The 20,677-nt window shown below is 66.8% G+C and carries 18 protein-coding genes and 2 pseudogenes; 10 read left to right on the plus strand and 10 right to left on the minus strand.

Features of this window, described 5'->3' with window-relative positions; genetic code table 11:
• The first annotated feature begins 104 nt into the window (after positions 1-104).
• The 4 genes from dctA to ACFU8W_RS40850 all read left to right on the plus strand — a co-directional run bounded on the left by dctA (position 105) and on the right by ACFU8W_RS40850 (position 4,798).
• Positions 105-1,481 (plus strand): C4-dicarboxylate transporter DctA, encoded by a 1,377-nt coding sequence (gene dctA, locus ACFU8W_RS40835; RefSeq protein WP_384048990.1) that lies wholly within the window; start codon positions 105-107, stop codon positions 1,479-1,481.
• Positions 1,481-2,632 carry a glycerate kinase gene (locus ACFU8W_RS40840; protein WP_384048993.1) on the plus strand — a complete coding sequence of 384 codons (1,152 nt, stop codon included), beginning with the start codon at positions 1,481-1,483 and terminating at the stop codon, positions 2,630-2,632. Before dctA ends, ACFU8W_RS40840 begins: the two co-directional genes overlap by 1 nt.
• Positions 2,633-2,702: 70 nt before the next feature.
• The gene (locus ACFU8W_RS40845; protein ID WP_384048996.1) at positions 2,703-3,602 is read left to right on the plus strand and encodes a LysR family transcriptional regulator; all 900 of its coding nucleotides are present in this window, start codon (positions 2,703-2,705) and stop codon (positions 3,600-3,602) included.
• A gap of 113 nt (positions 3,603-3,715) precedes the next feature.
• A complete protein-coding gene (locus tag ACFU8W_RS40850; RefSeq protein ID WP_384048999.1) occupies positions 3,716-4,798 on the plus strand; it encodes a tartrate dehydrogenase in 1,083 nt (360 codons plus the stop codon).
• Between the two features lie 203 nt (positions 4,799-5,001).
• Here the strand turns inward: ACFU8W_RS40850 and ACFU8W_RS40855 are convergent, their stop codons facing one another.
• The 4 genes from ACFU8W_RS40855 to ACFU8W_RS40870 form a co-directional block, all read right to left on the minus strand.
• Positions 5,002-6,864, minus strand: a complete 1,863-nt coding sequence (locus tag ACFU8W_RS40855) for a CocE/NonD family hydrolase (RefSeq protein WP_384049002.1) — start codon at positions 6,862-6,864, stop codon at positions 5,002-5,004.
• Between the two features lie 784 nt (positions 6,865-7,648).
• On the minus strand, positions 7,649-8,005 hold the full coding sequence (locus ACFU8W_RS40860; protein WP_384049005.1) for a transposase: 357 nt from the start codon (positions 8,003-8,005) through the stop codon (positions 7,649-7,651).
• Positions 8,006-8,157: 152 nt separating this feature from the next.
• Entirely contained in the window at positions 8,158-8,496 is a 339-nt protein-coding gene (locus tag ACFU8W_RS40865; protein ID WP_384049008.1) for a YciI family protein, read from the minus strand.
• A gap of 429 nt (positions 8,497-8,925) precedes the next feature.
• A complete protein-coding gene (locus tag ACFU8W_RS40870; protein WP_384049011.1) occupies positions 8,926-10,815 on the minus strand; it encodes a LamG-like jellyroll fold domain-containing protein in 1,890 nt (629 codons plus the stop codon).
• Positions 10,816-11,087: 272 nt separating this feature from the next.
• Between ACFU8W_RS40870 and ACFU8W_RS40875 the strand changes: the two genes are divergently transcribed.
• Entirely contained in the window at positions 11,088-11,516 is a 429-nt protein-coding gene (locus ACFU8W_RS40875) for a PPOX class F420-dependent oxidoreductase (RefSeq protein ID WP_384049014.1), read from the plus strand.
• A 374-nt stretch (positions 11,517-11,890) separates the two neighbouring features.
• A pseudogene (locus tag ACFU8W_RS40880) lies at positions 11,891-12,049 on the plus strand (transposase); the annotation flags it as partial.
• 16 nt (positions 12,050-12,065) lie between these two features.
• Here the strand turns inward: ACFU8W_RS40880 and ACFU8W_RS40885 are convergent.
• The 5 genes from ACFU8W_RS40885 to ACFU8W_RS40905 form a co-directional block, all read right to left on the minus strand.
• On the minus strand, positions 12,066-13,307 hold the full coding sequence (locus ACFU8W_RS40885; protein WP_384049044.1) for a hypothetical protein: 1,242 nt from the start codon (positions 13,305-13,307) through the stop codon (positions 12,066-12,068).
• Between the two features lie 142 nt (positions 13,308-13,449).
• Positions 13,450-16,179 (minus strand): hypothetical protein, encoded by a 2,730-nt coding sequence (locus ACFU8W_RS40890; protein WP_384049017.1) that lies wholly within the window; start codon positions 16,177-16,179, stop codon positions 13,450-13,452.
• A gap of 112 nt (positions 16,180-16,291) precedes the next feature.
• Positions 16,292-16,639 carry a hypothetical protein gene (locus ACFU8W_RS40895; protein ID WP_384049020.1) on the minus strand — a complete coding sequence of 116 codons (348 nt, stop codon included), beginning with the start codon at positions 16,637-16,639 and terminating at the stop codon, positions 16,292-16,294.
• Entirely contained in the window at positions 16,636-17,304 is a 669-nt protein-coding gene (locus ACFU8W_RS40900) for a hypothetical protein (RefSeq protein WP_384049023.1), read from the minus strand. Before ACFU8W_RS40900 ends, ACFU8W_RS40895 begins: the two co-directional genes overlap by 4 nt.
• Before the next feature lie 32 nt (positions 17,305-17,336).
• A complete protein-coding gene (locus ACFU8W_RS40905) occupies positions 17,337-17,879 on the minus strand; it encodes a hypothetical protein (protein WP_384049026.1) in 543 nt (180 codons plus the stop codon).
• 354 nt (positions 17,880-18,233) lie between these two features.
• On the opposite strand from ACFU8W_RS40905, the gene ACFU8W_RS40910 reads away from it, so the two are divergent.
• Positions 18,234-18,635: a transposase gene (locus ACFU8W_RS40910; RefSeq protein ID WP_384049029.1), complete on the plus strand. Its 402-nt coding sequence runs from the start codon at positions 18,234-18,236 to the stop codon at positions 18,633-18,635.
• A 151-nt stretch (positions 18,636-18,786) separates the two neighbouring features.
• Here the strand turns inward: ACFU8W_RS40910 and ACFU8W_RS40915 are convergent, their stop codons facing one another.
• Positions 18,787-19,380: a hypothetical protein gene (locus ACFU8W_RS40915; RefSeq protein WP_384049047.1), complete on the minus strand. Its 594-nt coding sequence runs from the start codon at positions 19,378-19,380 to the stop codon at positions 18,787-18,789.
• Between ACFU8W_RS40915 and ACFU8W_RS40920 the strand changes: the two genes are divergently transcribed.
• The 3 genes and pseudogenes from ACFU8W_RS40920 to ACFU8W_RS40930 form a co-directional block, all read left to right on the plus strand.
• Positions 19,297-19,608 carry a transposase gene (locus ACFU8W_RS40920; protein ID WP_384049031.1) on the plus strand — a complete coding sequence of 104 codons (312 nt, stop codon included), beginning with the start codon at positions 19,297-19,299 and terminating at the stop codon, positions 19,606-19,608. The genes ACFU8W_RS40915 and ACFU8W_RS40920 overlap by 84 nt on opposite strands.
• Positions 19,605-20,486 (plus strand): IS3 family transposase, encoded by an 882-nt coding sequence (locus tag ACFU8W_RS40925; protein WP_384049034.1) that lies wholly within the window; start codon positions 19,605-19,607, stop codon positions 20,484-20,486. The genes ACFU8W_RS40920 and ACFU8W_RS40925 overlap by 4 nt, the downstream gene beginning before the upstream one ends.
• A pseudogene (locus ACFU8W_RS40930) lies at positions 20,380-20,677 on the plus strand (helix-turn-helix domain-containing protein); the annotation flags it as partial. The gene ACFU8W_RS40925 and the pseudogene ACFU8W_RS40930, both read left to right, overlap by 107 nt.

Genomic DNA, 20,677 nt, shown 5'->3' on the forward strand with positions numbered 1-20,677 from the left:
ATCGATTTTTGGTCGTGGACCCCCTGACCTGTGGCCCGGTTCACTGTGGCGCAAAGCTGGCGCGTACCGATCGGGATCGGTGTCGCGCGATCAGGGAGGCTGCAATGACGCATACCCAGGACCCCGGGCGAGCCGCAAGGAAACCTTGGTACCGGCAACTGTACGTCCAGGTACTCGTAGCGATCGTGATGGGTATCGTGCTGGGCTGGAGATGGCCGGATCTGGCCACCTCCATGGAGCCGATCGGTACGACGTTCATCACGGCGATGAAGATGCTGATCGGACCGATCGTCTTCCTCACCGTCATCGGCGGCATAGCCGGTGTCGCGGACCTGAAGAAGGTCGGGCTGACCGGGATCAAGGCGCTGACCTACTTCCAGATCGGCACGATCGTCGCCCTGCTGACCGGTCTGGTGGCGATCAACATATTCCGCCTGGGCGACGGCGTGCACGCCGACCCGTCGGCCTTGAAGACATCCGAGGACGCGGGCCAGTACATATCCCAGGGTGAGCATCAGCACTGGTGGGAGTTCCTCACGGGTATCGTGCCGAACAGCTTCTTCAGCCCGTTCGTCGAGGGCGACATCCTCCAGGTGATCTTCCTGGCCGTGATCTTCGGCATTGCGCTGAAGGCGGTGGGTAAGACGGGGGAGCCGATCATTGCGGGCGTGCACCGGCTGACCGGCGTCGTCTTCAAGGTGCTGTCGTACGTCATGAAGGTTGCGCCGCTCGGGGCCTTCGGCGCGATGTCGTACGCCATCGGGAAGTTCGGCCTGTCCACGCTGACCAGCCTCGGCTCGTTGATCCTCCTCTTCTACGTCACCTCGATCCTGTTCGTCGTCGTCGTGCTCGGCGGCGTGCTCGCCGCGTATGTGAGGCTGAACATCTTCCAGCTCGTCCGCTACTTCAAGGAGGAGTTCTTCCTGATTCTCGGCACCTCCACGGCGGAGCCGGCGCTCCCCGGGCTGATGCGCAAACTGCAGTTCATGGGCGCCGAGAAGTCCACGGTGGGTCTGGTCGTGCCGACCGGCTACAGCTTCAACCTCGACGGCGCGGCGATCTACCTTTCTCTGGCAACTCTCTACATCGCCCAGGCCACCGACACCCCCCTGTCAGTCACCCAGCAACTCGGCCTGCTGGCAGTCATGTTGCTGACTTCCAAGGGCGCTGCGGGTGTGGCCGGCGGCGGTTTCATCGCGCTCACCGCGACGCTGTCGACGGTCGGCCATGTCCCGGCTGCGGGCATCATGCTCATCTTCGGCATCGACAAGTTCATGTCCGAGTGCCGGGCGCTGGTGAACTTCTTCGGCAACGCCGTCGCCACCCTGTTCGTCGCCAAGTGGGAAAATGGCCTGGACCTCGCGAGAGCCCGCGCCGTGCTGGCAGGCAAGGCGGGGGAGCCGCCGATGACCGCCGAGGCCGAGGACGCCCGACCGGCCGCCGCGTCTCCCGCCGCCAAAACCGTCGAGGTGACGCCCTGATGGTGTCCGTACTGATCGCCCCGGACAAGTTCAAAGGCACCCTCAGCGCCGACGATGTCGCCTGCGCCCTGGAACGCGGACTGCTGGAAGCCGCCCCGCACGCACAGGTCAACCGGCTCGCGTTGGCAGACGGGGGCGAGGGGAGCGTGGCCGCAGCCTGCGCGGGCCGGTTCAGCCCCGAGAAGATCACGGCGACCGGGCCGACCGGGCAGCCCGTCACCGTTTCCGTCGCGGTGCACGGCCGTACCGTTCTCATCGAAGCCGCGGCCGTCTGCGGACTCGGCATCCTGCCGGGTGGACGCCAGGCACCGCTCACGGCCACCAGCCGCGGCCTCGGCCAGGCCGTCCGGTACGCGCTGGCAAGCGAGGCGGACACGATCGTTCTCGCGCTCGGCGGCGTCGCCACCACCGACGGCGGCGCGGGCCTGCTGCAGTCCCTCGGCGCGGTACTGGCCCGCGAGGACGGCACGCCGATCGGCCCGGGCGGCCAGGAACTCGCCGACCTCTGCACGGTCGACCTCTCCGGGGCGCGCGCCGCGCTGGCGGGGGTCGACCTCGTCCTCGCCACCGACGTGGACAACCCGCTGCTCGGGCCGACGGGCACGGCCGCCGTCTACGGTCCTCAGAAGGGGGCGAGTGCGGACGACGTGCGGGAACTGGACGCCGCACTCGCCGGCTTCGTACGGCGGCTGGAGGCTGCGGGCGTTGCAGAGGCAGGACGTCTTGCCGAGGCCCCCGGCGCCGGAGCGGCCGGTGGCCTCGGATACGCCGGGCTGCTGCTGGGTGGGCGGGTGTGTTCGGGGGCCGACTACTTCCTCACCCTGCTCGGAGCCGACGAACTGCTGGCTGCGAGCGACTTCGTCGTCACCGGCGAGGGGAGTCTCGACGAGCAGTCCCTGTCGGGCAAGCTGCCGGTGGCGCTCGCCCGGCGGGCCCGTCGGCAGGGCACGGCGGTGCACGCGGTGGCCGGCCGTTGCACCTTGCCCGCCGACCGGACCGCCCTCCACTTCCGCTCCGTCCAGGCCCTGACAGACCTGACCGACCAGGACTGTGCGAACGACAGCGCCCTGAGTGCGCGGCTGCTGGGCCAGTGCGGGCGGACCCTCGCGGACAACTGGATCGGCCACGGAGAGACGGAAACCGGCAGATGAGTGGGCCGGGCGGCTTCTGCCCGGCGGATAGGTTGGGTCTGCCGCAGCCCAACACGACCGCGGAGGCACCATGGACGCCCGGCAGCTCGAGTACTTCCTGGCCATCGTCGAGCACGGCGGCTTCAGCAAGGCCGCCGCCGCCCTCCACGTTGCCCAGCCCTCGCTGTCGCAGGCCATGGCGAACCTGGAGGCCGACCTCGGGGTCGCCCTCTTCCATCGGGTGGGACGAGGAGTCGTTCTCAGCGAGGCCGGGGCCGAACTGCTGGAGCCGAGCCGACGCGTCCTGCGGGACCTGGCCGCCGTCCGCGACACCGCCGCCGCGCTCGCCGGACTGCACGGCGGCACGGTCGAGGTCGCCACCATGCCCTCGCCCGGCATCGAACCGCTCACCGCGCTCATCCACCGTTTCGCCGAACTCCACCCGTCGGTGACGGTGAGCACGCAAGCCGCCTTCACCCCGGACGAGGTCGTCTCCTTGGTCCGCAGCGGTGCCTGCGAACTGGGTCTGCTGGGCAGCGCCGCCCCCGTGCATCCGTCCGGGCTGGACGTCCTGCACGTCGAGGACCAGCCGTTCGTGGTCGTCGCAGCGCCCGGCGGGGCGATCGAGGACGACGTCACGATCCGGCCGGAGAACCTCGCCGGGCAGAAGCTCATCGCGTCCCGAACGGGCAGTCTGATGCGTAGCATCGTCGACGACATCACCGCGGGCGGCACCGGCACGGAGATCGTGACGGTCGTCGACCACCGCACGTCCATCCTGCCGCTGGTCCTCACCGGGGTGGGAGTCGCCGTCCTGCCCTCCTCCTGGACCCGGCTGGCCCGCCGCTGCGGCGCGGTGGTAGCCCCCATCGAGCCAACCGCCCACCTCCACGTGGCGATGGTCAGCCTGCCCACTCACCTCACCCCGGCCGCCCGCGCCTTCCTCGCCCTCACCGGCTCCCTTGCCCAGCGACGGGCATGCGACGCCTGACGCAGGACCGATCGGCCCCACCTATACGTCGTATCGAAAGCAGGTCTTGGACGCGCCACGACCGCTCTGTGTTGACTCGAACCGACAGCACGACAGCGAGCCGGAGGCACCCCATGACCGCACCCCGCACGTTCCGCATCGCCGCCATCCCCGCCGACGGGGTCGGCAAGGAAGTCGTCGCCGCAGGGCGAGCCGTCCTGGACGCTCTGGCCGAGGATTCCGCCGGGGCCTTCGCGTTCGAGTGGGAGGAGTTTCCCTGGGGCTGCGAGTTCTATGAGCGCACCGGCAGGATGATCGACGACGACGGGCTCGACCGTCTCAAGGACTTCGACGCCATCTACTTCGGTGCGGTCGGCTGGCCCACCGTCCCCGACCACATCAGCCTGTGGGGCCTGCGTCTGAAGATCTGCCAGAACTTCGACCAGTGGGCCAACGTCCGCCCCGTGCAATTCCTGCCCGGTATCGCCAGCCCGTTGCGCAAGGCCGACGACACCGAACTCGATTGGGTCGTCGTCCGCGAGAACAGCGAGGGCGAGTACGCAGGCCTCGGCGGCCGCAACCTCTCCGGGCGCGGCCCCGGCGGTGAAGTCGCCGTCCAGTCGGCCCTGTTCACCGAGGTCGGCTGCGAACGCATCATGCGCTTCGCCTTCGACCTCGCCCGCACCCGTGCCCGCCGCAAGGTCTCCTCCGTCACCAAGAGCAATGCCCAGCAGTACGGCATGGTCCTGTGGGACGACGTCTTCAAGCGCGTCGCCGCCGACTACCCGGACGTGGAAACCGAGAGCGTGCTCGTCGACGCGATGTCCGCCAAGTTCGTCCTGCACCCCGAGGATCTGTCGGTCGTCGTCGCCTCCAACCTCAACGCCGACATCCTCTCCGACCTCGGCAGCGCCCTGGCCGGCAGCCTGGGCCTGGCCGCCAGCGCCAACCTCAACCCCGAGCGCCGCTTCCCGAGCATGTTCGAGCCCGTGCACGGCTCCGCCCCGGACATCGCGGGCCAGGGTCTGGCCAACCCGATCGGCGCGGTCGGCAGCGCGGCCCTGATGCTGGAGCACTTCGGCCTGCCCGACCAGGCGGCCCGCCTGCACAAGGCGATCGAGGCGACCACGGCCGCAGGCATCCTCACCCGTGACCTCGGCGGCTCCGCTTCCACCGAGGATGTCACCAAGGCCCTCATCGACGGCCTGAACGCCTGACACTCCGGGTACAGGACGAGGGCGGGGCCCGAAGACCCCGCCCTCACACAATGATCTGCGCCTGATGATGACGGTGCCGACGGAACTGTTTCTCGGAAGACCTCGGCGCCATGAGTCGTTCAGCCTGAACCTTGATCACCGTCGCCACGCGATACGCCACGCTGCCCGGCACTCGCACACGCGGGTGCCGGGCAGCCGCTAGGTCATCCGTTCTTTGAGATGCTCAGCGGGAAGGTAGGGGTACCGACGTTGTTCAGCGTGGTGGTGTTCGCCCTCACGTACGTGTCCAGGTACGGCGAGCGGTCACCCTGGGTCGGCGAGTCGAACCGCGGGTCCTGCACCTCGAGGGCGAGCCGCGCGTCGGAAACCGTGATCGTCTCACCCGAGGGAACGCTCCGCCAGCCGTTCGAGGTGATGGTTCCGATCTGGACCCCCAGTCGGTGCCCTTGCTCGAAGGTCCAGTCCGTCGCCTTCAGCGCGAAGGAGGTTGATCCGCTGCTTTCCAGCAGTGCGACGTTCTCGTTGAACATCGTCGCCTTGCCATCCGGAGCGACGTCCCACAGCCGTGCCCAGACGTTGCCCTGACCGCTGGTCTTCAGCGTGATCTCCGGACTGCCCGTGATCCGCACCTGCTCAGCGGCGGGCGTGGACCAGGTCCAGTAACTGTTGGCGGGTGCGTCGGCACTGATCGCACTCGTCTGGTCGGTCGGCAGCGAGCCGACCTCCGGCGCGTACTCGATGTCCCAGCCCTGAGACTCCGGCGCCGTCATCGACAGGGCGGCCTTCTGCGCCTTGCCCCCGTCGTCGACGTACTGCCCGGGAGCCAGCCGCACCTTGTACGAGTCGTTGGTCACCGGCCAGGTCGGCTGGGCGCGCCAGTGGCCGAGGCTGTCCTCGAGGGAGAACGCAGGGTCGGTCACCGACGGTTCGATGCCGCGGAGGTACTGGTCGTAGAACCGCATCACCTCGTCGAACCAGCCCGCCCGCCCCATCTTGAGCTGGCCCCTGGCATTGGTCTCGTTACCGCGCACGTGTTCCCACTGGCCGATCCAACCGCGTTGCGGACCCTGATGGTTGGCCAGGTACTTCTGCATCTCCTCGGGCTTGGTGTTGTCCTCGATGAAGCCCGACGTGACGAACAGCGGCGTCTGGGATCCGGCGGCGCGGGAGGCAAAATCGCGGGCACGCCAGAACGGCGACTTCGGGTCGGGGTTCTGGGTGTTGGTGAGGTTGTCACTCTCGCACTCGGGGTGGTTCTTCTCGTACCCCGCGTTCGCTTTGTAGTGGTCGCCGTCATCGGCCAGCGGCGCCATCGTCGCGATCGAGTAGTAACCCCGCGGGGTGCTGGTCACGTTGGAACGCGGCACCCCGTTGCTGTACAGGTAGTTGTACCTGTTCCACGTCGGTTCTTGGGAAACGATCGCCCGCAGAGGCTTGAGCTTGAGGGTATTGGCCGCCAGCCCGGTGTTGGCGTCGTACGACTTGCCGTACATGCCGACCTTGCCGGTCGACCACGGCTGGCTCGCTGCCCACTCGACGGCCGCCTTGATGTCGGCCTGCTCCCCGGGGCCGAGGAAGTCCAGGCACCCGGTGCTGCCGCCGAAGCCGCGCAGGTCCACCATCACGAAGGTGTATCCACGCTTCATGAGCCGCGCGCCGTTGATGAAATCCTGAAAGCGCGCCGATGGCCCGACCCGGTCCCACCCCGCGGGAGAAGTCTCCCCCGCGTGGGAGAAGTACGGGCCCACCGACAGGATCACCGGCGTCTTCGCATCCGCCGGCAGGTCTGCCGGGCGCAGCACGTCGGCGTGCAGTTCGACCCCGCTGCCGTCCGAGGAGGGGAAGTAGTGCTGCGTCCAGAGCGAGCCTTCCGGGACGCGGTCGTTCTCCTCGTGCGTGACGGGGTCGGTCGCGGTGGCCACGACCTCCGACGGGGCCTGTGCTGCGGTGGCAGACCCGGGTGTCGTGCCGGGCGCTGCGGCGGCGGATCCGGCGAGCGTGCCGGTCAATGCGAAGGTGGTGATGACGGCTGAGGCGGCCCAGGCGGCCGCGCGACGTCCTCTCACTTGCTCCTCCCAGAGTTGTCTGTACGGGGCGGTGCAGGTGGTGCTGTCGGGCAGCGACCCCTGACCCCGCCGTCGACGGGTCGACGAGGGGCGGCCGCGCGCAGACGGACGGAATCTGGATTCCGGGTGCGCGCCGGAGCCGACGGCGAGGGAGCCTATGGTGATCATTGGCACGCGTCAACAGGGCAGTGTGAGCCACGTGTTGCTGGTGTGGCCGCAGATGTCCCGACCGGGGCTGGTCACGGCGGCTCACGGGAGCGCGTAAAGCGACGGAGCCCGGGCGCGCCCGAGGGCAGGGTCGAGCATCAACTCCCTGGGCTGCCTCAGCATTTCACAAGCCGCTTTCCGGTCGTGCGGTCGTTCTTGATCGAACATGGTCCTGGATCGGGTGAGCCGGCAGCCGTGCGCGTATGAAGGAAGGGCCTCCTGGTAGCTCGCGGTTGTTGAAGCCGGCGAGGAACAAGAGGTGGCGACTACGACGGCACGCCCGCACTGCCACCCGAATTCGCCGACGTCTCCCGCTAACCGGCCCTGTTCGACGAACTCGCCACACGTGGCTGGCCGCTCGCTGAGCTGCGCGCTCTCGCGTCCGACAACATCCCGTGCGTACTTGCCGCGTGATTCAAGTGGCCTGGCCGCGCTTCATGGCCACCGCGATGCCACACGGCACCAACTGACTTGACCACTCCTTCGCCGGCGAACCCACAGCCTGTGCGGGCGAGCTGAAAAGCCGGCGATCAGATCCCCGTCGTCGGCGGCAGCGCCGACCTCAGCGTCCTGGACATCAGCCATGACACCGAGACTGACGCCGCCACCCTGCACATCGACGCGGCACCCAGCAGGCCCGGCCCGTTCCTGCTCGCCTGACATGGGCGCCGGCGGCATGCTGGTGCGCCCGAGTGATCGTGGAGTCGACCGAGACTTCCCAGCAGATCTGCCCGCCCCCGTCGGCCAGGGTCCGCAGCGCGTCCAGGACCTGGTTCCAGACGCCCTCGCGCTGGTAACGGTGGAACACCCGATACAGGCTCGACCACGGCCCATACCGTTCGGGCACGTCTCGCCACGGGCACCCCGCCCGGACGCGGTGCCGGATCCCGTCGACCTGCCGGTCGCAGGTTCCGCGCCCGACGACCGCACGCACCCTGCGACCGGCAGCAACGCCTCGAGCGCCGCCCAGGCCTCGTCCGTCAGATCATGCCGCCCAACCGCGTCGCCCACAGGCCCGCAGCATGCCGATCCCGCAGGTCGCAAGGCACTTCCGAACCAGGCCCAGCCGCGGCGGGTCGTCTTCGATCAGAGGGTCGGGTCGGGCATGATCTCCCGGACCTCTTGCGCACAGCGGCACGCGGCAGCGATCTTGGCAGCCCACTCCAGCGCGTCCTCACGTGAGGGCACATCGATGATCGCAAACCCGCCGAGCACCGCCTTGGTCTCCGGGTACGGGCCGTTGGTGACGGTCCCGTCGGTGGCCACGACGCTCGCCTGCTGCCTTTCCAGTCCACCGCCGAAGACCCACACAGCGGCGTCCCGAGCCTGACGCACCACCTCGAGCGAGGCCTCGGCCACCTTGGGCAACTCCTCCTCGGGGAAGGTCATCGCGCCGTCATCGAACGAGATCAGGTACCGCGTCATACATGGCTCCCTTGGCCGTTGGCCGCCTTCGGCCGCCTCTCACCCTACGACGAACGCCTCCCTTCAGAACCGACAATCCCCCGGCTTCCGAAACATGCCCTGACTTGATCTTTAACGTCCGTCGCCGCATGGTGCGTCGAACTTGATCACTCGGTTCGGTAACCGGCGTACGTCGGAGCGGCCTTCGTCTGAAATGTGCGCCGATGGGCCTGCCGGCCTCGATCACCCTGGCGGACATCGGCCGTTATCGCGGCCTCCTGGACGGCGCCGGCCTGGATTCATTGTCCGCGAACGCCGCGCGGATGCCCCGGCCGAAGGTGCCCTCGGCCCACCGCCGGAGGACGCAACACGGCCCGGGAGCGACAACCGCGTGGCTCCCGGGCCGGGCATCGGACTCAGATGGTCATCCGGCCGCTCGCTGCGACCGGTTTACGCGAACGGGGCCATGAAGTCCTTCGGGGTCAGCGCTCGGTCCACGATGCGAGTGTCGCCGATCCAGCCGTAGAAGCTCTGGCCGAACTTCTCGGCGAACTGGGTGCCGCCGATGACGAATGGCTTTCCGAGCGTCGCGATGCCGGTGGCCCGCTGGGACGGGTTCCGGGCGATTTTCGACCCGTCGACGTACATCACTGTGCGATGACCGTCGTTCACGACCGCGATGTGGGTCCAGCGACCCACGGGCAGCGCGTGGCTCCACGAAGTCGGGTCGGCGTCCTGGACGTGCGGGTAGAGCACGAACTGCAGGAAGCGCTCAGGCGTGACATTGAGGCTGCAGGTGGGCTCCTCCGTCGACCAGCCGGTGGTTTTTCCGGCGTCGCCGTTGCGACCCTCCCAGCTCAGGATGCCCATCCAGGCGTGGTCGCCTTCGAACGGCTCCGGAAGCTTGATGAAGGTCTCGATGGTGAAGCCCGAGGTGAACGTCAAGCTGTTCAGCGGCGCCTGGGCGGCCGTGGTGAGGATCGCGCCCCGGTCCGGCGACTTGCCGCCGTCGAAGCGGAGGCTGGCGTGGGCCGGCTGCTCGGAATGGTGGTCGCCCGACCAGGTGAGGGCCTTCGAGGCGCTGTCGTGGAGCAGCTGGACCCGGAGGTCGTTTCCGTGCCCGGACAGGTCGCGTGCCACGGCGCCCGCGGCAACCGCGGAACCGGCAGTGCCGGCACCCGCGAGACCGGCGGAGTCGAACCGCCAGTAGGCGACGGTGCCCCGAGGCATCACCCGGGACGCCGGACGCGGCGCCGGGCGAACCACCGGGGCGAATCCCTGGAAACGCTCCGCGAAGTCGATGTCCAGCGAGAACCGGTCCACCGGACCGGTCAGTTCGATGGTCTCCGCCTCCAGCGGCGTGCGCTTCTCCGGGTCGCGGGCGAGGAACCACGGCGAGAACGTCTCGACGTCGACGACGTTGCGGACCAGGTCGAAGGAGTAGAGCCGGACCATGCCTGCACCGCCGTAGTAGCGGTCCTGGTAGTTGGTGATGTGCACATGCACGTCATGGCCTGCGTCGTTGGTGAGCACGGTGCGCCCCGGAGGCCAGTAGTGGCCGCCGAGCGCCATGAAGATCTGGTCGTTGCCGCGGATGATGCGGTCCCAGAGCCGCTGTCCGTTGTCGGACAGGTGCGCCCGGCCGTTGTCCTCGGCCCAGGCGATGTCATGGGTCGTGAGGATGGCCGGCAGGGTCGGGTGGGCGTCGAGGACGCCCTGCGCCCAGGCCAGCCCCTTCTCGGAGGCGCGCCAGTCGAGGGCGAGTACCAGCCACTCGTGCCCGGCCGCCTGCAGTACGTGGTAGCTGTTGTAGCCGTCGGGCGATGCGCCGCCGAAGGTCGGCATGGAGGTGAAGCGCTGCGGCCCGAACGCCCGGAGATAGGCGGTGTCACCGCGTTGGTCGTCGGTGCCGGAGTTGATGTCGTGGTTGCCGGCGAGGACGCTGTAGGGCACCTTGCCGTGGATGGTCCGGAAGGTGTCCGCCGCGAGACCGATCTCCTCCTCGCTACCGTGCTCGGTGACGTCGCCCAGGTGCGTCATAAAGGCGATGTTTGCCTCCTGGCGCTGGGCCACCAGGTAGTGGAACGTCTCCTTCAGCGGCTCCGGGTCCGCGCTGTCCGCGTCGAAGAGGTACTGGGTGTCCGGCAGGACCGCCAGTGCGAAGCGCGGGCTCTCCGCGTCGAAACGGTGGTTGCCGGAGCCGGCTGTCGATGGCTGCGCCGTGGCGGCCTGTGCGGACTGCGTGTCCAGCACCGTGCCGGCCGCTCCGACCACCGGCACGGCCAGCGCGGCCTGCAGCAGGCTGCGGCGACCCGGTCCGGGATGACTGGTTCTGCTCATGCGATCTCCCTGAACTACCCCCGTATGACAGCAGGGATGATGCTGATCGCCGATAGCCGGACGGTGACGGTGGTCTAAACCACAAGGGCCGGATGGCGGACGCCTTCGGGCGGCCAGGCGCGCGGCTCCGGTGACTTTGCGCGTCGTCGCGGTGGTCGGTGATCTCCGGAGCGTGTATCGAAAGTGGATCAGTGGCTGGGCCGGATGGAGGGAAAGGGCCGGTCCGCGCGTCAGTTCCCGTCAGTCGGCTTTCCATCAGGCAGCATGCGGCCATGGCACAGAAGATGAGCGAGGCCGAGTGGCGCGCATTCGTCATGTCCGGCACCCGGACCGGCAAACTCTCCACTGTCCGCGCGGACGGCAGCCCGCACATCGCCCCCGTCTGGTTCCTGCTCGACAGTGACGAGCTGGTGTTCAACACCGGTCAGGACACGGTCAAGGGTCGCAACCTCGCCCGCGACGGCCGGGTCGCGCTGTGCGTGGACGATGAGCGGCCGCCGTTCGGGTACGTGGTACTGCAAGGTCGCGCGGAGCTCAGCGACGCCCTCCCGCAGGTCCGGGAGTGGGCCACCCGGATCGCGGCCCGTTATGTGGGCGCCGACCGGGCCGAGGAGTACGGCGCCCGCAACGGCATCCCCGGCGAGCTGCTCGTCCGGGTACGGATCGACAAGGTGCTCGCAATGTCGGGCATCATCGACTGAAGGGCCACTCTCGAGGTGGGCATCAATGGCAGCGGCGTGTCGTGGTCAGTGGACCCGCGGTCCGGCGTCCGTGGTGCGCACCGGTTCGGCCGGGGCACTGTCGTGGTCCTCCAGCCCGAGGAGAACCTGTGTGGTTCGCCTCAGTGGTCGTCCTGGAAGAAGGCGGCTACGAAATGTCCGCCGTGACACCACTCGCAAAGAGCACCAGGTCGTCACCTCGACCAGCATCAATGGCATCGCCCACGACCTCACCATCTGGTCGGCCGCCCGCCACCACTCCTGGCAGCCAACCAGCCAGGCACCTGAACCGCCCCGGGTTCGGCAGGGACTCCGATGTGCCCCGGGTCTGGTGGAGTCACTTTGCTGGACGGATGATGCTCCAGACGCTCAAGGAGGCTCCCGCGCCCCGTAGTTACCCAGCCGAGTTCCGACGCAAGGTCCTCGATCTCGTCGAAGCCGGCCGGCCGATCCGGCAGATCGCCCACGACCTCGGCATCAGCGAACAGACGATCTACGTCTGGCGCCGTCAGCACCTCATCGACACCGGACTCAAAGCGCCGAAGTCAGTAGGCAGCATCCCGTCCCGCCGAGGGAGTGGACCCCGACAATGCCCATGGGCAGGTCCAGGCCACTGGCCGTTCCCGCCAGCCGGAGGACATCGTCGCCGACACCGCGAACGTCGCCGCGGCTGGAGATCGGGACGCCTGGCCAGACGTGGCTGGCCAGCTGCTCGGCGCACTGCAGATCGAGGGAGCTCAGTCCGCTGAGCACGACATGCGACGGCTTCCTGCCGTTCGCCAGGCCGGTGGGGACGCCGGCAAGGTTCATCGTGACGGTGGGCTGGGACGGGACGGCTGGGCTGACCAGTGAGCATGCCTGCAAGATGGGGTGGCGGCCGTCTGGCGTCCCTGGTTGCAGCATCAGGGCGCTTGCTCCCCCGCGCATGTGCGGCAGGTCGTCGCAGCGGAGCAGCCCAAGGGCCTGTGCCAGGACGCCGTGGACCAGATCGACGCCGCAGACCACGACAGAGTCGGCCCGGTCCAGTGCTATGAGGTCCTGGCCCAGCCCGAGGGCGGTCATGCTGGCCCCGGAGGAACCTATGAGGACGAACAGCTCGCTGAAGCCGAGCCGGCCCGCCAGCGAGCGGATGGCGCCTTCCAAGGGCGGACCGGGGTCACGGGGAGACACCTCGGCGAGCAACGACTCGCCCGCGTCGGCGAGCATGGAACCCACGATCAGTGCGGTACGCCGGCCGCCGACCGGGGCCAGCGTTTCGATGACCTGGCCGGCCAGCTCCGCGCACGACACGCCCTCGCTCTGGTGCGTCCGCTGGACATAGGCGGTCATGGTCAGGGCTGGCGTGGTGTCGGCTCGCCGACCTCCGAGCCACAATTCCGCTGTCGCGTGCGCGGTGGCACCATCGGGCGTCGCGTCGGCAGCCACCAGCACCACCTGCTCGGCACGCCCGGCCGTCAACCACACCTCAGCCAGAGTCCGAGCTCGCTCGAGGTCGGCGGGGACACTGACGACCGGCCCCCAAGCTTGCAGCTTCTCCGCGATGCTCTTCGCTACCCGGCCCACCGGAAAGTAGGCGATCGCCCGGAAGAGATCGGTCGGCGCCCGCTCCCCGAGGCTCATCCGCTGGGCGACATCGGCTGTGCGCCGGGCCACCATATGCTGGTCGCCACGCCCGGTGGCGAGGATCAGCCCGAGGTGGCCGCCCTCGGCGAGTTCCGGTGCGCCGGCACGAAGCTTGGCTACGGCACGCCTGGCCGTGCGGGTCACGTGCAAGCCACGACCGAACTGCCGGGCCCGCAGCACCGCTGTGGCAGCGTCGGTGGAAATCCCTTCCGGAAGCGGTCCCAGATCATCCGCACCTTCCTCGGCGAATCCACACGATGCCCGCTCGACGGCCGACAATCTCATAGCCGGGTCACCCTTCCCCAGCCGGTAATGACACCTGCTGCGCATGCCAGTCCGCGAAGGCTGAGGGCGGGTAGATACCCCAATACACCTCACGCACCTGCGTGCCGTTCGGTGCCGGCACGCCGTACACCACAACGACAACCACCTGGTCCTTCTGTTGCAAACTCATTTTCATGCTCATCGTGGTGCGCCCAGTCGGCAGCAACGTTTCCAAGCTCTGGCGTCCGACCATATTCCCAGACGGCGTAAGCTTGCTGTCGACTACCGTCGGCGGTCCGTGGTAGAACTCGCAGGCGATATTCTGGATTTCCTTCAAGCTGTTGTTGAAGACCTCGACGTTGACGTCAACCGTGCCGTCGTCGTTGTCGTGGAAAGAAATTGATCGGCTGAACCCCTGCAACACCGGATCCGTGGAATTTGAGTACAGCGACTGCAGCATGACACGGGGTCCGTAATAGCTGGCCCACAGTTTGCCGGGCATGGCAACTTTGTAACTTACCATCAGGCATCCCATCGTCTGATGGTAATAAATGTAGGGTGCGATCTGGTATTCATATCCGATGTCTTTGACGCTTCCCGACGTGACGGTGATGTTCATGGTGGTGGTGTGCGACAGCATCGTCGTCCGCACGTCCGACTCCGAGTATGTCTGTCCTTCGCTCAGGTCCAGCCCGAAATCGATCGGGATGTAGTCGAGCAGGGTGGTGCTGATGGAGAAGTGCGCGCTGTCCGTCGTGGAGTTGTGGACCATGAATGATTGGCTGATGTTCTTGCTGACCATCTGGTTCTGGTCGTAGTTCAGGGTGCTTCCGCCGGGCTCGTTGGTTACCGACATGTTGGTCAAGTTGAACAGCAGTTGGGACTCGTCGTAACCGTCCGGTTGCAGGTTGACATAGCTCAACAGGACGCCGTTCTGCGAGCGGGGTATGTAGCCCAGGCTGGGATCGCTCGCGGGGATGATGCTCTGGACCGGCTCCGGCGTCATCGGGAAAATGACCGCCATAGTGCCGTCCGGGGCGTCCTGGCCGGCCTTGCGGTAGATCGGGTAGGTCCAGACGTAGTAGCTCATGGCGTACAGCACGATCAGGTCGTCCACGGAGATCGTTGTGGTCGACTGCACGAGCCTGCTGGTGGAGTAGTCGTCGAGCTGGTCAAAGCCGTAGCCATAGGAGCTACTGACGTGCTGCCCCAAGGTTTGCCCGGAAATTCCGATGGAACGGCCGGTGTCCTGGCTGAACGTCCATACCTTGTTCGACGAGACATTGCAGCCCGTGACCTTGGAGACGCTCTGGCCGAAGGTGAGGGTCGGGTTGCTGCTCGACACATCACCGGACTCGAACGGCGGCGCCTGAATGACGGCCAGCAATTGCCCCTTGCCCACCGACTGGCTGAGCGTCGGCGGACCGAGGATCACGCTCTGCCCAGTGACATCGCTCGGCAACGCGAAGAAACCGGACTGGTAGTCGATGGTCATCACGTTCGTCAGGTGCTGTGGGAGACCGGGCGAATTGTTCAACCGTGGGAACGTCTTCTCGACCGCATCAACGGGCACCAGGCCGGCCAGAATGGAAGCCTCCCCCTTCATGAGCTGGTCGAAGGTGGCGCCACCGCCGACGACCAGCACCCCCAGCACTCCTGCGGGCGCATCGGCCGATACCGCCGTCTGGTCCGGAGGCAGTGCCTCCCCGAACAGACCCACCGCCAAGTGCAGGTCGATTGAGGCGAGAGGTTGTGAACCGGTGTTCGCGGCGGCGTACTTGCTGAGTTGCTTCAGGTTCTGAGTACCGTGGGCCCCTTCCTCCAGCTCGAACAGTAACAGCGCGGCGCAGCCCTTCACGGACTGATAGGTCGCGCTGTATCCGACCACCAGCTGGTCGACGCCATTTCCGAGCAGGTCGCCGGCGGCCACCCGGAACACCGCGCCCTCGGGCGGGGCGAAGCTGAGATCAGGGGTGGCCGTCGCGACCGAAACCAGAGTCTGCTTGGTCCAGCCGAGCACAGTAACGTTCAGGACGCCCTGTGGATCGAGATGGGTCACTACAACCTGCTGGTCCGAAGTGCCTGCCGCCAGCGAGGCCGTGGTGATGTCGACGACTGCCGAATTCTGTACCGCGCCCAGCGAAATGGTGTTGACCGATGGCATCGCTGGATTCGCACCGAGCACACTCGAACCGAGATCGTTGACCGTCAACTGCCCGTTGTGCACGGTGCAGACGATCGCGTGCGCATCGAGTTGATTGCGTGCCAGCAGTGCGCCCACCACCCTGCCCGTGACGGTGGCCGGCAGGCACAATGGGGTGGACAGGTGCCCGGTGGAGCAATCGAGCGATTGCAGGAAGATGCTCTGTTCATCCTGGCCGAACAGCAGGAGGTGCGGATCCTGAATCTGCTGCGGATCGAGATCCACGATGTTGCTCAGGTTGGAGACGGGCCAGGTTCGCGAGGTGGCTTTGCCCTGTTCGCTTCCGATGATCTGTATCCTGTCGGCTGTCAGCACATAGACGTTCTGCACGGCGGCGTGCATATCGGTGGCCGCCTTGATGTCCCGGATCTGATCCTGTGCTTGCAGGTCGAGCGGCTCGACCGGGCTGCCACCGTCCGCGTTGTATATCACCCGGTTATAGCGGGCGGCGGCCGCGCTCCGGGGAGTGCCGATGACCGTGACATCCAGTACCTCATACAGCGTTTGGCCGAGTTGTAGCGGGTTCTGCGGCTGCGATTGTTGGCTCCCGGTCATAACGTCTCTCCACAAAGCGGATCAGTCGAACGTGAGCGGGTACCGGTGTGTCGGTGCAGTGTGGCATCAGGTTGCGGTGGGCGCCCTCAGTCGCTGACACGACAAAGCTCTGTCAGCGCACCTCGAATCGCACATCGGCGGAGCCGAAGCCGGACAGCAGGATCGCCTTGGTCTGCTGGCCGGCCACTTGTTCCTGGTTGAGGTGGAAGGCGAGTTTGTGCTCGGCGTCTGTCTCGCTGACCTTGCTCTCCCCGATTCTGGTGCCGGCCGGCACACTAGCCATCAGCTCGACGTTCAGGCCGCCGTCCGGCATGGGCGTGCAGGTACCCCGGTAGGTGATGCCGCGGCGATCCGTTCCCGTGACCTGACCATCGTTCAGGCTGAACTGGCCGACTGACACATCCCCAGAGGGAGTCTGCAGATGCACGTCGACAGTCGAGCTCTCCAGATTCACAGTCATGTCCGGTCACCTATCCGCTGGTTGAGCAACGCGATCAACGTTTTGCTGAAGTCAGCAGTCAGGAAGACGTTCTGTAGTGTCGAGCGCAGCGCATCCTCCTCCTTGAAAGTGGAAAAGAAGTTGCCGATCGCTACCAGCCAGGAAGGCATCCCACCCGTATCCGGGGTGACGGTGACCGGCGGAGCACCATTGACCACGACGTTACTCAGAGTCACAGTGTCTCCCAACTTGGCAGCGTAGTAGAGCGAGTTGTTGCTGATGGTCTGGACGATGGCGCCGTGGCCGCTGGCGGTTGCGGAATCCGTTTTCTTTCCCAGGTCGTAGAGCGCGCAGGGCTGGCCGTAGCTGTAGTTGCCGGAGATTCCTAGCTGGGAGAACGACAACGGCAGGTGCACCGTGGTGCCGTCCACTGCGGCTGCGGTCTGGATCTTCACACCGGACATGCTGGCGATCTTGAGAGAGGTCAGCGTAATGGTGGCGTCGCCGTCACTACCCCAGCCCACCGAGCCCTCCCCGGGAGTGTTGAAAACACTGCAGGCGCCGAGGTCGCCGGGATCGTACGTCTCCACAGGCAAACTCTGCTGCTGCGCCAGTTCAGGCAGCGTGTCCTGCACCCATGTCGTGATATCCGCCCAGGCGTCGATCACATCCTGCGGGGTGGCCATGAATGCCATCTCCTTTCTGCGACGGAGTTCGACTACTGCACGGTGAGCGTGTAGGGGCAGTTCACCTGGCGATCCTGTGTCTGTCCGGTGACACGCTGCTGACCGGGCTGTACGGCCGCAGGAACCGTCACGCGGACCATTTCAGAGTTCAGGTGCTGCAGGCTCAGGACATTCACGTTGCCGATGCGCAGGTACTTGATCTGGTTGAGGTTCTGACCATTCAGGGTCAATGGCGTCTGACCCCGAATGGCTGTGCGCGGTTGCATGCCGGTAATCTGCACCGCCCCAGGCGTTGCATCTACGGTGAAGATGGTCGAGCTCTGCGCACTGACGGGACCTGCCGGGCCTTGAACCGTCACTTCGAAGTCGCCGCTCTGCGAATTGGCCAGAATGGTGACGCTGATCGTTCCACCGCGTATGTCGACAGCAGTCACATCGACCGTAGGCGATCCGCTCAGCAGCACCGTGGTGTTGCTGATACTCGCATCTGACGGCATATCCGTCAGCGACAAGGTGACCCTCGTGTCGACGGGGCCATTCGTAGGATTGAAGCCCGTGATCTGCACTGTTCTCATTCCCTCAATCGTTCCCCGCGATCGCGAGGGCCGTACTTACGTCAGTCGACCCTTGAATGCGATCGAAGTAGGTGGCAGAAGAATTGATTCGCGCCGCACCCCCGCATACGCGGGGACCTCGGGAGCCATATGGGCAATCTGCTGGATGCTGCGATCAATCGTGATCGATTTCGACCGCAGGTCGAGTGATCTGCTGGTGCGGTACGTTGGATGGCCTTTTCGGAACCAGCGCCCTGGTGAAATTCGGCACCGCATCTCAAGCCGTAGACATCACGCCAGGTCAAGTACGCCTTTAATGTCGATGCCCTGTACATAAGCCTACCTCTTGCCCGGCATCACGCAATCCGCTGCCCCATGTCACATCCCGGCCGACGCCGTCGAGGAGGTCCTGCTCGGCGTGGACACCCACAAGGACGTTCACGCCGCGGCTGTCACCACCATGCTCGGTGCCGCCCCGGACGGCGGAGCTTCCCGGCGACCGCGCAGGGATACCGCCAACTCATCGACTGGGCCCGCTCGTTCGGAGTAGTGCGACGTGCCGGCGTCGAGTGCCCCGGCTACTACGGGGCAGCCTTGGCCCGCCACCTGCACGCCGAGGGAATCGAGGTCACGGTGGTCAACCAGCCGGACAAGGCCGCCCGCCGGCGTCACGGCAAGACCGACGCCGTCGACGCCGAAGCCACCGCCCAGCACCATCAGGCTGCGAACGCCATCCTCACGGTCAGCCGAGCAGCAGCCGCGTCGCGGACGGCGTGAAGCTGCGCTCGAGCACGAGGCTCGCCACACCCACCGCGGCGACGTCGCCGTCGACGCCCGTGCTCGCGACGCCGAGCCCTCGATGAGTCGTCGCGGAACGACTGGCCGGCGCGGGAGTGGCTACCACTCCCGCGCCGGCGGTTCCATCGGTTCAGTTGCTGGCGATGTAGGCCCGCGTCACCTCCTCGGTGACCCGCGAACCGGCAGCATCCCAGGCCTCGGCCTTGAGGGAGATCGCGCCGCTGCCCTTGGGTGCCTTCACCACAGCCGTCCACACGCCGTTCGTGGACTTCATCTGCGCCGCTTCCCACGTCTTTCCGTCGTTGCTGGACCACCAGGCGTGGACACCCTTGACGGCTGCACCCTGTGATCCGGCCTGGTGCCCGACAGTGAGCGTCACGTCGGTGTTGCGCTGGGTGGCACGGTTCAGGTTGTCCAGCTGCTGCGGCGCCATCGAGATGTCCAGCAGCGGCAGCACCGTCGCGCTGTCGGTGGTACTGCTCGTGAACTCCCACTCCGTGTGAACCCGGGTGGACAGCGTCCACCACGACTGGTTACGGGCGGCGTCCGTGACGAGGCGGTAGGAGGTGAGCTGAACCGGATTCCGTAGCGGTCCTGAAGCCAGGCATGATTGCCGCGGCAGATGGGAAGCACAGGTCCGATGCCTGCACCCCGGAAGTATCCCGACGAGCTCCGCGAGCGAGCCGTCCGTGAAGTACAGACCTCTGGCCGTCCGGTCGCCCACGTGGCCCGGGATCTCGGTATTCACAAGGAAGCCTTGCGCCTGTGGGTCCGCCAGGCCGAGGCCGACCAGGGCAGCCGGCCCGAACTGCTCACCTCTGCGGAGCGAGCGGAGCTTGTCCAACTCCGCAAAGAAGCTGCCGAGTTGCGGCGGGCGAACGAGATCCTGAAGGCCGCCAGCGTGTTTTTCGCAAAGGAGCTCGACCAGCCCCGCACGAGGCCGACGCGGTGATCAACCACCTCCGCGACGACTTCGGGGTCGAGCCCGTCTGCCGGGAACTGGACCTGTCGGTCTCGGCATACAACGCCCGCCTCAGACGCCCGAAGTCTGCCCGCCGCCGGCGCGATGAACAGCTCCTTGAGCACATCCGTCGGATCCACTCCGCGTCCGGCGAGACTTACGGAACCCGCCGAGTCCACCGCCAGCTGCGGCGTGAGGGCGTGCATGCGGCCCGCTGCACCATCGAGCGGCTGATGCGCGAGGACGGCCTGGAAGGCGTCATCCGCGGACAGCGGCGCCGCACCACCATCCCCGAACCAACCGCCCCACGACCACCGGACCTGGTCAACCGGCACTTCAGAGCCCACCGCCCCAACCAGCTGTGGGTCGCCGACCTCACCTACATCCGCACCTGGTCCGGCTGGGTCTACGTCGCCTTCGTCCTGGACGTGTACTCGCGAATGATCGTCGGATGGCAGCTCGCCACCCACATGCGGACCGATCTCCCGCTGGACGCCCTGGAGATGGCCTTGTGGCGGCGGGGAATCAAGAAGGGCTCGGGACTGATTCATCACAGCGACCGCGGATCGCAAGGCGGATTCAATCGGTCGTCGCAACACCTCGTGACAGCGGAGGTGTTGGATGGTTCGTCGTCAGCAGGCAGCGGATCGAGCGGTGCGCCCGAAGTTGAGGTCCCCGGGACATCCGAAGTACCAGCGTCACGTCGAAGCGGCGTTCTGGGCCGAGATCGCCAAGGGGCTTCTCGCCGAGGAAGCCGCCGGTATCGTCGGCGTGGCGCCGGCGGTGGCCACGCGCTGGTACCGACAGTGTGGCGGCATGCGACCGTTCGATCCGAAGCCGCCTTCAGGCAGGTACCTGTCGTTTCATGAGCGAGAGGAGATCGCGCTCCTCAAAGCCCAAGGCAAGGGCGTGCACGATATCGCCCGAGACGTCGGCCGTGATCCGGGGACGATTTCCCGTGCAGCTGCGACGCAACGCGGCCACCAGGGGCGGGAAGCTCGACTACCGGGCATCGGTCGCGCAGTGGAAGGCCGACCTGGCGGCACGCCGCCCGAAGACG

Origin of the sequence: Streptomyces sp. NPDC057565 (assembly GCF_042801455.1) — a bacterium.
GTDB classification, from domain to species: domain Bacteria; phylum Actinomycetota; class Actinomycetes; order Streptomycetales; family Streptomycetaceae; genus Streptomyces; species Streptomyces yanii.